This is a genomic window from Chryseobacterium sp. BGA-UO-ETr-SB22, from assembly GCF_059567885.1.
The window spans coordinates 57,528-71,091 of the sequence record NZ_JCAQOV010000002.1; the positions used below are offsets into that span (position 1 = coordinate 57,528).

13 protein-coding genes are annotated in these 13,564 nt (G+C 35.8%); 3 read left to right on the forward strand and 10 right to left on the reverse strand.

What is annotated here, in order from left to right:
• Positions 1 to 42: 42 nt before the first annotated feature.
• From AC57AW_RS01485 to AC57AW_RS01530, 10 genes are all read right to left on the reverse strand, one after another.
• Positions 43 to 1,173, reverse strand: a complete 1,131-nt coding sequence (locus AC57AW_RS01485; RefSeq protein ID WP_496350575.1) for a 3-hydroxyacyl-CoA dehydrogenase NAD-binding domain-containing protein — start codon at positions 1,171 to 1,173, stop codon at positions 43 to 45.
• 95 nt (positions 1,174 to 1,268) lie between these two features.
• Complete coding sequence (locus tag AC57AW_RS01490) at positions 1,269 to 2,069, reverse strand: enoyl-CoA hydratase/isomerase family protein (RefSeq protein WP_109739263.1); 801 nt, start codon at positions 2,067 to 2,069, stop codon at positions 1,269 to 1,271.
• Positions 2,070 to 2,221: 152 nt separating this feature from the next.
• Positions 2,222 to 2,686, reverse strand: coding sequence for a 1,2-phenylacetyl-CoA epoxidase subunit PaaD (gene paaD, locus AC57AW_RS01495; RefSeq protein WP_496350576.1), 465 nt, complete (start codon positions 2,684 to 2,686; stop codon positions 2,222 to 2,224).
• Positions 2,687 to 2,689: 3 nt separating this feature from the next.
• A complete protein-coding gene (locus AC57AW_RS01500; protein WP_496350577.1) occupies positions 2,690 to 3,499 on the reverse strand; it encodes an alpha/beta hydrolase in 810 nt (269 codons plus the stop codon).
• A gap of 6 nt (positions 3,500 to 3,505) precedes the next feature.
• On the reverse strand, positions 3,506 to 4,255 hold the full coding sequence (paaC, locus tag AC57AW_RS01505) for a 1,2-phenylacetyl-CoA epoxidase subunit PaaC (protein ID WP_496350578.1): 750 nt from the start codon (positions 4,253 to 4,255) through the stop codon (positions 3,506 to 3,508).
• Between the two features lie 88 nt (positions 4,256 to 4,343).
• Positions 4,344 to 4,625 carry a 1,2-phenylacetyl-CoA epoxidase subunit PaaB gene (gene paaB / locus AC57AW_RS01510; protein ID WP_034679196.1) on the reverse strand — a complete coding sequence of 94 codons (282 nt, stop codon included), beginning with the start codon at positions 4,623 to 4,625 and terminating at the stop codon, positions 4,344 to 4,346.
• Between the two features lie 162 nt (positions 4,626 to 4,787).
• Positions 4,788 to 5,726, reverse strand: a complete 939-nt coding sequence (paaA, locus tag AC57AW_RS01515) for a 1,2-phenylacetyl-CoA epoxidase subunit PaaA (protein ID WP_496350621.1) — start codon at positions 5,724 to 5,726, stop codon at positions 4,788 to 4,790.
• 354 nt (positions 5,727 to 6,080) lie between these two features.
• Entirely contained in the window at positions 6,081 to 7,166 is a 1,086-nt protein-coding gene (locus tag AC57AW_RS01520) for a 2Fe-2S iron-sulfur cluster-binding protein (protein WP_496350579.1), read from the reverse strand.
• On the reverse strand, positions 7,166 to 8,482 hold the full coding sequence (locus AC57AW_RS01525; protein ID WP_496350580.1) for a phenylacetate--CoA ligase family protein: 1,317 nt from the start codon (positions 8,480 to 8,482) through the stop codon (positions 7,166 to 7,168). Before AC57AW_RS01525 ends, AC57AW_RS01520 begins: the two co-directional genes overlap by 1 nt.
• Before the next feature lie 212 nt (positions 8,483 to 8,694).
• Entirely contained in the window at positions 8,695 to 9,273 is a 579-nt protein-coding gene (locus tag AC57AW_RS01530) for a TetR/AcrR family transcriptional regulator (RefSeq protein ID WP_496350581.1), read from the reverse strand.
• Positions 9,274 to 9,644: 371 nt separating this feature from the next.
• Here AC57AW_RS01530 and clpB point away from each other — a divergent pair, with 371 nt between their 5' ends.
• The 3 genes from clpB (at position 9,645) to AC57AW_RS01545 (ending at position 13,538) form a co-directional block, all read left to right on the forward strand.
• Complete coding sequence (clpB, locus tag AC57AW_RS01535; RefSeq protein ID WP_318849233.1) at positions 9,645 to 12,239, forward strand: ATP-dependent chaperone ClpB; 2,595 nt, start codon at positions 9,645 to 9,647, stop codon at positions 12,237 to 12,239.
• Positions 12,240 to 12,339: 100 nt separating this feature from the next.
• The gene (locus tag AC57AW_RS01540) at positions 12,340 to 13,245 is read left to right on the forward strand and encodes a hypothetical protein (protein WP_496350582.1); all 906 of its coding nucleotides are present in this window, start codon (positions 12,340 to 12,342) and stop codon (positions 13,243 to 13,245) included.
• Positions 13,246 to 13,385: 140 nt separating this feature from the next.
• Positions 13,386 to 13,538: a hypothetical protein gene (locus tag AC57AW_RS01545; protein ID WP_318849236.1), complete on the forward strand. Its 153-nt coding sequence runs from the start codon at positions 13,386 to 13,388 to the stop codon at positions 13,536 to 13,538.
• The last annotated feature ends 26 nt before the right edge of the window (positions 13,539 to 13,564 follow it).

The following is a 13,564-nucleotide window of genomic DNA, read 5'->3' on the forward strand; positions in this document are numbered from 1 at the left end:
ACTTTGCTCAGCATGACAATTCACTAGCAGATTTAACTATTTTTATAGTTTTCTCAGTAAAGGGCTTTGTCTGTATCTTTCTTCCTGATACTCTTCATAAAGATTTTGTAAGGTTTCGGAGATTTTTGCGTATCCGATTTCTTTACCCCAGCTTAATAATCCTTTTGGATAATTTACTCCTTTCTGCATAGCCAGTTCAATATCTTCGTCATTCGCAACGCCCAATCTTTTTGCTTCAACCGCTTCATTGATCAACATGGAAATGATTCTTAAAAAGATCTGCTGATACAAAGCATCGTCTTTTTGAGCAACAGGTTTTTCTGCTCCTTCACTGTAATCGTAGAAACCTTTTCCTGTTTTTCTTCCGTGAAGTTTTGCTTCAGACATTCTTTGCTGCAATAGAGACGGTTTGTATTTCGGGTCATAGAAATAATCTTTGTAAACCGTTGTTGTTACTGCAAAATTCACATCAACTCCAATGAGATCCATCAATTCGAAAGGTCCCATTTTGAAGTTTCCAAAGGTTTTCATTGCATCATCCACCTGTTCCGGTGTAGCAATGTTTTCTTCAACAATCCTCAGCCCTTCCCCATAATAAGGTCTGGCAATTCTGTTGACGATAAATCCAGGGATATCTTTAGCAATAACAGGCATTTTCCCCCATTCTTTCATGAGGTTGTATATTTTTTCTGCTAAAGTTTTTTCTGTTAGTAAGGATGGAATAACTTCCACTAAAGGCATCAATGGAGCCGGATTGAAAAAGTGAATTCCGATGAAACGCTCCGGTTTCTTTAGTTCTGCACCCAGAGAGGTGATAGAAATAGATGAGGTATTGGAACTGATGATACAGTTTTCTGAAACATACGTTTCAAGTTCTGTAAACACTTTGGTTTTAATGTCTTTGTTTTCAATAATCGCTTCGATCACCAGATCAGAATCTTTTAAATCCTGTAATGCTTCACCTTTCACGATATTGTTTCTAATCTCTACTGCTTTTTCCTGAGAGATTTTACCCTTCTCACTCAGCTTTTGAAGAGTCTTTTCTAAACCTGAAAGCGCTTTATCAATTTGCGGAGCATTAGCGTCGAATAAAACGACTTTGCATCCTGCTGTTGCAGCTACCTGAGCAATTCCTACGCCCATGGTTCCCGCCCCAATAATTCCAATATTCATTTTTATTTGTACAATGTATTAATGTAAAAATGTATTCATGTAAATCGTTTTAAAAAATCATTAATACATTTTACATGAATACATTAATACGAAATTTATTTTCCTTTATAATTAGGTTTTCTTTTCTGTAAAAAGGCATTTACTCCTTCAAAGAAGTCCTCTGTTCCTGCAGCTTCTTGTTGAAGATCTCCTTCCAGCTCAAGCTGTTCTTTCAATGTATTGGTATAAGAACTTGCAAAAGCTTTTTTCGTAAGCTTAAGTGCTGCTGTCGGCATGTTTGCCATTCTTTCAAGAATTTCCATAGATTTTGGAACGAACTCTTCCTCAGTGAAAACCTCAGCAACAAGACCATGAGTTTTAGATTCTTCTGCAGATAATTTTTTACCTGTAAATGCTAAATAATTGGCCAATTGTCTACCTAGAAGTTTCGGTAAGAAGTAAGTTCCTCCTGTATCAGGAATCAAGCCGATATTTGAAAATGCCTGAGCAAAATACGCTTTCTCATTCGCTAAAACGAAGTCAGAGATTAATGCCAACATTGCTCCAGCTCCTACTGCAGGACCGTTTACTAAAGCAATAACCGGTTTTTTACAACGGGTAACTTCCAACACTAAAGGGTTATAATAATCTACCACAATTTTTCTGATGATGTCATGATCATGGTGTTCTTTGCCTGCCACAAATGCTTCATCCAGATTCTGACCTGAGCAAAACGCTCTTCCTCTTCCAGAAATGGCAACACATCTTACTGTTTCGTCCTCGCTGCATTCTTTAACAAAATCTCTAAGATCTGATAAAGCTGGCTTTGTAAGGGCATTCATTGTTTCCGGTTGATTCAGATATGCGATTTTAAGTTTCCCGTCAAAATGCGTTTCGATATCGAGTTGTGTATACATAGTTTTTATTAATTTATTATTTAACAACGCACTAATTTAACAATATAAATTCATGTAACAACCTAAGATTTTAACAATCTAACAACAGCATCGTTATGCTCTGCATATCCGTCAGTTTTATTGATAAATTGTACATTAATCTATCGTTACACTTAATGACATTTAAAATAATCAAATGGCTCCAGGCAGTCTAAACATTGATAAGAAGCCTTACACAAGGTAGACCCAAATCTGCTGATCTGCTTGGTATGCTCGGAACCGCAACGCGGACATTTTTTCGGTTTCCCGATGTGATGTTCATCTGCTCCTTTTTCAGGAGGAGTGATTCCATAAACACGAAGTTTTTCTCTTGCTTCATCAGTAATCCAGTCTGTTGTCCAGATTGGAAACATTTTGGTTACCACTTTTGCATCCCATCCGTTTTCCTTCATCATTTTGATAATGTCCTCTTCAATGGTAAACATTGCAGGACAGGCAGAATAAGTAGGCGTAATCGTCACTTCACAAGTATGTTTACCCGTAATCTGTGCATCTCTTACGATTCCCAATTCCACGATATCAATGACCGGGATTTCCGGATCGGGGATTGTTTTTAATAAATCTAAAAGCTGATTCATATTTTAATTTTTATCAGAATCAAGAATTACTTTCATTGCATTCTGATAATCCAAATTATCTGTTATTCCGTTGTGATACTGATCTTTTAATACAATCAGGCTATCATCTTTTTTAAAGTTATTTTTAAGTTTTAAAGATGCTTTATAATGAATAACCTCATCTTTATCACCATGAAAAATAACAACTGGTGACTTAACGGTTTTTAAATATTCACCAGTTTCAAAATTATATTTCAGTAAAAACTTAGGCAGAAATGAAAATTTTTGACTCATTTCATCTTCCATACTATAATACGGAGCCTGTAAAATCAATAATCTTGCGTTCTGCATTGATGCTAATTTCGCCGCTAAGCCCGTTCCTACAGAATATCCTAAAATAATAATTTTGTTCTCCGAATATCTTTTCAAAAGTTCTTTGTAAGCACTCTCAACATCCGAAAAAAGCTGATCTTTATTCTTAATTTTATCTTCACTTTTTCCGTACCCTCTGTAATCCAATATGAAAGTATCATAGTTCATATTGGTATACTGTTCAGCTACTCCGCCCCATTCTTTTAATGACCCTGCGTTCCCATGAAGGTAAAAAATTACTCCTTTAGGGGTTTGAGCTTTAAATAAAACAGAGTTTAAATGTTTTTTATCTTGTGTCATTACCGTTATTTCTTCAAAATCACCAGTAAAATTAAATTTATAATTTTCCGGTAATTTTTCAGGATAAAAAATAATTTTCTCCTGATAGAAATAGATTCCTACACATAACATCACATATGCGATAAAAAAAAAAGCAAATATTCCAAGCAGCATTTTCCTCATGTCATGTTACCAAGTACAACCCGGATACGCTCTCTGCATATACTGAAGTTCACAAAGAATAAATCCGAAATATTCTGTATGATATCCTGTTCTTGATTTTGGCTGCATGAAAGGATTTTCTGGATATTCCAACCCGAAATCTGCAAAATCTTTCTTTGTAATGGCAATGAACTCTTCGTAAAGAGCATCTGCATTCGGAACGATGTTCAAAGCAATAAGATCATCTTCACCTTCTGTTTTAGCAAAAAGGCCTTTTGTATATTCCCAGATATCTTCAATTGCTTTTACCACGCGGGATTTACTTTCTTCTGTACCTTGGGCAAAAATTTTCATCCATGATGCAGTGTGAGTATAATGATATCTTACTTCTTTTAATGATTTTTGAGCAATAGCCGAAAGTTCTTCGTCTGCAGAATTTGACAATGCTTCATACATCAGTTTCTGATACACGGCAAAAACGTAGACTTTCAGAATGGTCTGAGCATAGTCTTCATTTGGAAGTTCTGTCCAGTGTGCGTTTACATATTCGTGCTCGTATCTTAGAAAGGCTAAATCGTCTTCACTTTTACCGTTGTCGATTACTCTTGACGCGTAAACATAAAAGTTGTTAGCTTGTCCCAGTTCATCCAACGCAATGTTTGTCAATGCAATATCTTCCTCTAAATAAGGACCTTCACCGCACCATGCAGACAAACGCTGCCCCATAATGAAACTGTCGTCTGCTAGTTTTAATAAATAATTATATAATGGGTTCATTGTTTAGTAGATTTCAGATTTCAGACACTAGATTTCAGATTGACAAAAGTCTGGCATCTGATATCTCACATCTTAAAATCTTTATTGATTACATATTTTTCACATCGTTTGGAATATCGTAGAAAGTCGGGTGACGGTATAGTTTGTCATCAGCTGGATCAAAGAAAGCTTCTTTGTCAATTCCTTCTGAGGTTACAATATATTTACTTGGAACCACCCAAACAGAAGTTCCTTCTTTTCTTCTTGTATAAACGTCTCTTGCGTTCTGCAAAGCCATTTCTGCTGTTGGTGCCTGTACAATTCCAACGTGTTTGTGAGATAATCCCGGTTTAGTTTGAATAAACACTTCCCACATATCTAAATTTGCCATAGTCAAATTTTAATTTTAAATTTTGAATTTTAATTCCTGAACCATTAAGTCCAATTAAGCTGTTAAGAATGTTAAGTTTAGCTTCGCTTTAATTTTAAAATCAAAATGATTTTCTTAATTAGCTTAATTCCTAAATAAAATCTTAATGGTTTAAATCAAATATTATAGTACTTCTTTTTGTTGTTTCTCTGCAAAAGCTATCGCGGCTTCTTTCACCCAAGAATTTTCTCTTTGAGCTTTTCTCTTCGTTTCGATACGCTTTTTATTACAAGGTCCGTTTCCTTTCAAGATTTCCATGAATTCACCCCAAGGAAGTTCTCCGAAATCATAATGTTGTCTTTCTTCATTCCACTTCAGATCTTTATCCGGAACAGTTAATCCTAAGAATTCTGCCTGAGAAACAGTAACGTCGATAAATCTCTGACGAAGGCTGTCATTACTTTCTCTTTTTACTCTATAATTCATAGAGATTTTAGAGTTTGGCGAGCTGTCATCATTAGGTCCGAACATCATTAAAGCCGGCCACCAGAATCGATTTAATGAAGCCTGAGCCATTTCTTTCTGTTGTTTGGTACCACGGCAAAGCGCCATTAAAATCTCATACCCTTGTCTTTGGTGGAAAGATTCTTCTTTACAGATTTTCACCATTGCTCTGGAATAAGGACCATAAGAATTCCCCATCAACATTACCTGGTTCATAATGGCTGCACCATCTACCAACCAGCCGATTGCTCCTATATCTGCCCAGCTTAAAGTAGGATAGTTGAAAATACTTGAGTATTTTGCTTTTCCTTCCAGCATATCATCATAAGTTGCATCTCTGTCAGCTCTGATGGTTCCGTTTCCTAATGTTTCTGTTGCTGAATAAAGGTATAACCCGTGGCCTGCTTCATCCTGAACTTTAGCTAAAAGAGCCATTTTTCTTCTCAATGAAGGCGCTCTGGAAATCCAGTTGGCTTCTGGCAGCATTCCTACAATCTCGGAATGGGCATGCTGTGAAATTTGACGAACCAATAGTTTTCTGTAATCATCGGGCATTACATCTTTTGGTTCTACTTTATTTTCGTCATGTACGTATTGTACAAATTTTTCAATATCTATTTCCATTGTTTCAATTTTTGATTGTTATTAATCTAAAATTTATGTACCAAGTTCTAATATAATCATTTGATAATTTCTTTATTTAATGAGACAAAGTTTCTATTAATCGTCAACACTAAAATATAAATTGAATTAATGATCAAAATCCATATTAGGATGTTGTAATTAATCCAGACTGCCTTTTTAATTAAATCAACATTTTCAAGTCCGTTAATGTAATTTAAATTACCATTTAGTTCAAATAAAAACCAAATATCAAGGATTAAAATTAACACTGTAAAAAGTGAGAAAATATATTTTGAAAAGGCTTTCATTAAATTCTTATAATATCAATTGGTAAAAAAATTACATTAATTAAACATCATAATTAAGCATCACCACATTTGTTGTCGGGTGACATTGACAGGTAAGAACGAAGCCTCTGGCTACTTCGTCTTCGGTAAGTGCATAGTTTTTCTCCATGAAAACTTCTCCTTCCAAAACTTCAGCTTTACACGTGCAGCAAACTCCTCCTTTACATGCAAAAGGCACAGGAAGATTGTCTTTCAATGCTTTATCTAAGATACTCTCTTTTTTAGAATTAAGGTGGAATGAATATTCATCATCATCGATAATTACCGTTACCATACTTTCGATATTAGCAATTGCTTTGAATTCATCGCTCATTTCCTCCGTATTTTCTTCATCGGGAGCGGTAAAATATTCAAATAAAACCTGGATAGCAGGTACTTTTTTATCTTTCTTCAGGTAGTCTGCAATTCCCTTGATCATTTCTGCAGGTCCACAAATGAAATAAGTTGCTTCTCTTACGTCGATATCTGTGTATCTTTCAAATAACTGCTCTAGTTTTTCAGCAGAAATTCTTCCTTCAAAAACAGGATCTTCATGTTTTTCACGGCTTACCAGATAAATCACCTTCAGTCGGCCATTGAAATGTTCTACCAGTTTATCAATTTCAGCTTTTCTTAAAATATGATTCATGCTTCTGTTGCTATAGAACAGGTAAGCATTACTGTTAGGTTCCTGGTAAAGGCTTTCTTTAATATTGGATAAAACAGGGGTTATTCCGCTTCCTGCAGCCAAACCAACGTACGTTTTTACGTTTGTAGGATGATAAGAAGTATTAAAACCACCCATCGGAGGCATTACTTCCAGAACTTCATCCATGTGAAGATGCTCATTGAAATAGCCTGATACTTTTCCACCCTCAAGCAATTTCACCAATACTTCCAGCGTATTGCTTTTTTCACTTGGAGCATTGCAGATAGAGTAAGAACGTCTTTCTTCATTTCCGTTGATCATCATTCGGAAATTCAGATACTGCCCTTGTTTGAATCTGAACTTATCTTTCAGTTCTTCAGGGATTTCCACCGCTACACTGACTGCTTCGGAAGTATCTTTCTGAACTTTAACTGTTTTAAGTTTATAAAATGAATTCATTATTTTTTAAGTATTCTATTAATTTTTCCACCTTCGCACTTCGGCAGGCTGTCCTGAGCATGAACTTTCACTTTCGTGGTGATTCCTACCCGTTTTTTTATTTCGTTTTCTATGTTTCTTCCAAAGTTCCCGACAAAATTAAAATAATCATCGGTATTGGCGTCTATTTTTTGCTTCTTTACCAGCTCATCATCTATTTCAACATCAATATCCAAAGCGATACACATATGTTCTTTTTCAATAGGCGTCAGATAGTAATTTGGCACCACTCCTTCTACATAGGAGAAAGCATCTTCAATCTGGCTCGGATAGACATTTACCCCTCTTACAATCAGCATATCATCTGCTCTTCCAACAATGGGTTTCATTTTCACCATCGTTCTTTTTGCATTTTCATCATAGTAAAGGCTTGTAATATCATTGGTCCAGTAACGCAGAAGCGGCATTGCTTTTTTCGTTAATGTTGTAATCACCAATACACCGTCTTCTCCGAAAGGAACCGGCTGTTTGGTAACCGGATCTAAAATTTCAGGGTAAAAATGATCTTCCCAGATATATGACCCTCCTTTTTCTTCAAAATCTTCCATTGAAACTCCAGGACCGATAATTTCACTCAACCCATAGATATTGGTTGCATGAACACCTAATCTTTCTTCAATGTGGCCTCTTATAATTTCCGTCCATGGCTCTGAACCCAGTACAGCATATTTAAGACTGATTTCATCTGCAGAAATTCCTCTCTTGGCAAATTCATCCGCAATAGTCAACGCATAGGATGGAGAACAGCAAATCACTTCCGGTTTAAAATCTACAATCAGATCTACCTGTCTCGCCGTCATTCCTCCTGAAATAGGAAGAACACTCATTCCCAGTTTTTCTGCTCCGTAATGAAGTCCTAATCCTCCTGTAAAAATCCCATAACCATAAGCATTATGCAGCTGCATTCCCGGTTTCGCTCCTGCAGCATTTAAGGATCTTGCTACCACTTCACTGAAAAGCTCTACATCTTCTTTTGTATATCCTACCACCGTTGGTTTTCCTGTAGTTCCGCTTGAGCAATGAATACGCTGAAGTTCATATTTAGGAACGGTAAATAAACCAAATGGATAATTATCTCTTAAATCCTGTTTGTAAGTAATAGGAAGTTTCCTGATATCTTCAATCGACCTTATATCCTGTGGAGATATTTGTAATTCATCAAATTTCTTTTTATAAAATTCCGATTTCTCCCCCAAATAGTTGATCAAACTCATCAACCGGTCGGATTGAAGCTGTCTCAACTGACCCAGCTCCAGATATTCAACTGCAAAATCCATAAAACTAACTAACATTTGTTAGGTGTAAATTTAAAAAGATTTTATAAGCTGGCAAAATTTTTATGACTTTCGTCATATTTTGAACGATTCTAAATAAGGAAAGTAAGTTAAAACTGCCCAATCTATCATTCTGAACGAAACAAAGTGTAGTGAAGAATCTTTTATTAAATACTCGAAAGAGATTTTTTCTTCATCAGAAAGACAAAAAGTGTTTAACTCTTCTGATTCCCCAATAGACCAAAAAGAATCTTTTCCCTTATTTCATCAGTTATTTTATCCGTGGAATCACTGCTTCTTTTGAACCAGAAATAGGAATTATTTAAAGTATGAAGAATAAATCTTGTCGTAAATGATGGTGATTTCAGCTCCCAATTCTCTGCGCTGTAGATCTCGGAAATGAGTTGTTCAACTTCCTGCTGATAATTTTTTCTTAGCTCTACAAATTCGGGAAGCTTTTCTTCCAGATGCCGCCATTCATTAGAATAAATGTGAGTAACATCGCGGTTTTTAAGAACAACGGACAGATGCTTATCCAGTAACAGATTCAGTTTTTCTCTTGGAGCGATATCCGTATTTTTTACTTCCTGAAGTTCATCGAAAAACTCCTGAGCAATGCCAAAACATATCCATTCCAGAATTTCTTCCTTTGAACGAATGTGTGCATACAGCGATGCCGCCTTGATATTGAGTTTCGTAGCCAGGTCTCTTACAGAACTCCCCATATACCCTTTCTCTTTGAAAAGCTCTACTGCTACGTCTAATATTTTTCTCTGTTTTTCTTTTAGTTCCATCTGGTAAAATGCAAAAGTAATTATTCTAAAATAAAAAGCTGAATTTTAACACTTCCATCAAGCAAATTCACCCATTTTCAGATTCACACAATGGAAGTTCTTTCTCATGATGTGACGATTTGTTCATGGATTTCAAATAAAATATTACGAAATCGGAAATTCTGTCCAGTCAATATTGCGTTAAAAATACAATATCCGGAAAATTTGTCTTATTTTTTTATAAATTTAATAATTGAACAGTTTTTGCGGTATAGCTTTCGATTAAATGATTAAATAATTGATAGCATTAAGAAACTGAGCCTTAAAATTTGGTTTCTTGATGTTTTTTAAAACTAAACTTTGAACAAATCATAACCAAAAATAAATAAGATATGAACTTGAACCAATATACAGTAAAATCACAGGAAGCCATCCAGGCAGCACAGCAGATTGCTATGGAATTGGGCAACCAAAGTATCGAACCTCAACATCTTCTTGAAGGAATCTTTCAGGTAGATGAAAATATATCGCCTTTCCTGCTTAAAAAATCTGAAGCAGATGCCAATTTGGTAAGAGAGCGCAACCGTGAAAATTTAGAGAAACTTCCAAAAGTACAGGGAGGAAACATTTACCTTTCACAATCTGCCAACAAAGTATTGCTTGATGCACCCAATATCGCGAAAAAGATGGGTGATGAATATGTAACAATTGAGCATTTATGGTTATCTCTTTTGGAAACCAGCTCTGAAGCATCCAAAATGCTGAAAGATATGGGTGTAACCAAAAACCTGTTGGAAGGTGCTATAAAAGAATTAAGAAAAGGAAGTAAAGCAACTTCTGCCAGCTCAGAAGAAACGTACCAATCCTTAAATAAATATGCTAAAAACTTCAATGAATTAGCAGCAGAAGGTAAACTGGATCCCGTAATCGGGCGTGATGAAGAAATCAGAAGGGTTTTACAGATCCTTTCCAGAAGAACAAAAAACAACCCAATCCTTATCGGGGAACCGGGTGTAGGTAAAACAGCCATTGCAGAAGGAATTGCCCACAGAATTATCAATGGTGACGTCCCTGAAAACCTGATGGATAAAACGTTGTTCTCATTGGACATGGGTGCTTTGATCGCCGGAGCTAAATACAAAGGTGAATTTGAAGAGCGTCTGAAATCTGTTGTGAATGAAGTCACCAAATCTGACGGACAGATTATACTTTTTATTGACGAAATCCACACGTTAGTGGGTGCTGGTGGCGGCGAAGGAGCAATGGATGCTGCCAACATCTTAAAACCTGCTTTGGCAAGAGGTGAATTAAGAGCGATTGGAGCAACGACTCTGAATGAGTACCAAAAGTATTTTGAAAAAGACAAAGCGTTGGAAAGACGTTTCCAGAAGGTAATGGTAGAAGAACCGGATACTGAATCTGCTATTTCGATCCTTCGTGGTATTAAAGATAAATATGAAGCTCATCACAAGGTAAGAATCAAAGATGAAGCAATTATTGCGGCTGTAGAAATGTCTCAGAGATATATTTCAGACCGTTTTTTACCGGATAAAGCCATTGACCTTATTGACGAAGCTTCTGCTAAGCTGAGAATGGAAATCAATTCCAAGCCGGAAGAACTGGACGTTCTGGACAGAAAACTGATGCAGCTGGAAATTGAACTGGCTGCTATTTCGAGAGAAGGCAACCAGACCAAAATAGATCACCTGAAAGAGGATATTGCGAAAATTTCTGAGCAGAGAAATGAGATCAATGCCAAATGGCTGAAAGAAAAACAAAAAAGTGAAGATCTTACCCAGATCAAAAAAGATATTGAATCTCTGAAACACGAAGCAGAAAGAGCTTCCAGAGCCGGAGATTATGCAAAAGTAGCGGAGATCCAGTATGGAAAACTTCGTGAAAAAGAGGAAGAGCTTACCAAGATGGAATTGGAAATGCAGAACCATCAGAATGAGCTGATCAAAGAAGAAGTTACTGCAGAAAATATCTCTGAAGTGATTGGTAAATGGACAGGAATTCCTGTAACCAAATTATTACAGTCAGAAAGAGACAAGTTATTGAATCTGGAATCTGAACTGCACCACAGAGTCGTAGGACAAGATGAAGCGATTCAAGCAGTTGCTGATGCGATCAGAAGAAACAGAGCGGGATTGAGCGATGATAAAAAACCTATCGGATCTTTTTTATTCCTGGGAACAACCGGGGTTGGTAAAACCGAGCTGGCAAAAGCATTGGCAGAGTTCTTATTTGATGACGAAAACAATATGACCAGAATTGATATGAGTGAATATCAGGAACGTCACAGTGTTTCGAGACTGGTAGGAGCGCCTCCTGGATATGTAGGATATGATGAAGGCGGACAACTGACTGAAGCCGTAAGAAGAAGACCATATTCTGTGGTACTATTGGATGAGATTGAAAAGGCTCACCCGGATGTTTTCAACACTTTACTACAGGTTTTGGATGATGGACGTCTTACTGATAATAAAGGACGCCTTGTCAACTTCAAAAACTCTATTATCATTATGACCTCGAATTTAGGTTCACACCTTATTCAGGAAAATTTTGAGAATCTTACGGAGGAAAACCAGGATGAAATTGTGGATAAAACAAAAGTAGAAGTTTTTGATCTACTGAAACAGACTCTACGTCCGGAATTCCTGAACAGGATAGATGAAATTGTACTGTTCCAGCCTTTAAGAAAAAAAGAGATTGGAAAAATCGTCCAGTTTCAATTGAGAGGATTCAATGAGATGTTATCGAAACGAAACATCATTATGACCTTCACTCAGGATGCTGTAGATTATCTGATGAATAAAGGCTATGATCCTGCTTTCGGGGCAAGACCTTTAAAAAGAGTGATCCAGCAGGAGGTATTGAACAAATTATCTAAAGAGATTCTTTCTGGAAAAGTAAATGACGGAGACAGAATCACGCTTGATTATTTTATAGAAACCGGTTTGGTTTTCAGACCTACTGAACAATAAAATAGTTTTTTTCATATACATTATTTTTGTGGATAAGTGCTGTAGAGAAATCTATGGCACTTATTTTTTTTCATTACATTTAAAAATTAATTTTTTGTTGATGTATGAAAAACTAATCGCCTTTTCATTTTTATTGATCTCGCTTCTGGTCAACGCTCAGAATAAACTAACGTCTCCATTCTCACTCACTGATTATAAGAATATGTGTAAAGAATATCTTGACGCAGTAAAGGATAACCCTGATATTGTTCATGAAGGCAACTTCTATTATTCAAAAAGAAAACTGGATAGTGTAAATATGATAAAGCATGATATCATAAGACAGGAATGGATCAAAAAAGGAATTTCTCCATCAGCAATCACCAAGGAAGCACTTAAGAATGCAGAAAGTAACAGACAATATTATCTGCAATATGCGTACTGTACCATGAACAAAAAAGGATATAATTTTTACTATTCTGATGATCAAAAAATGATTCTTTCCGATAATAAAGATTTAGTAATAGAATATTCATTTACAAAAGATACATACAGCGAATATCTTCATAATAAAAAAATAGCCACAGCCAATCAATACTTCAGCAGCAATGGGCAACTGAAAAGAACAGATTCTTTCATTCTTCCATTACAGGAAGGAGCTGAACAGGAGATAACAGGAATTTCAAAAGAGTATAATGTTATTGGAAAACTGTTGTTTGAAGCTGACTGGGAAAAAGAATTCAAACACAACAAAGCCCAGGTAATTGCTGCCAGTGATCAATTCATACGACAATATATCCCGAATATGATAAAAAGGAATAGTGGCCAGATAAATGATATTCAGGCCAAAGAAATGACAGCGAATTATTTAAAATACGCCCAGAAAACCGCTCAAAAATTTAAAAATGATGATAAGGTTCCGATGTGGATTGTAACCTATTGGGTGGTAAGCTCAGGAATAGAAATGAAAATCAATGACAAAACGCTACAACTGATTAACATCCGTGACTTTAAAATGCAAGAATAATCAACACTTTGATATAAAAAGTATCTGAAATTCTTTCTAATAAAATTTTTCAGTTAACAATTTAATATGATTTTTCATTATTAAGTGAAATATTATTATATTTACTACACAAATTAACTAATAACTAAAACAAAATCAGTATGAAAAAGTTAAAAAGAAGTGAATTAAAGAAAATTGATGGCGGATTCGAACCATACCCTGTTATGTGTGGTGATGACTGGAGCTGTCCTACTGGTCTTTGCTGTACTGCAGGACTTGTCTGCAGGGATTGGAAAAAATATGCCTGCATTTAAAGAAGAAGCGGAGAAATATACTTTCT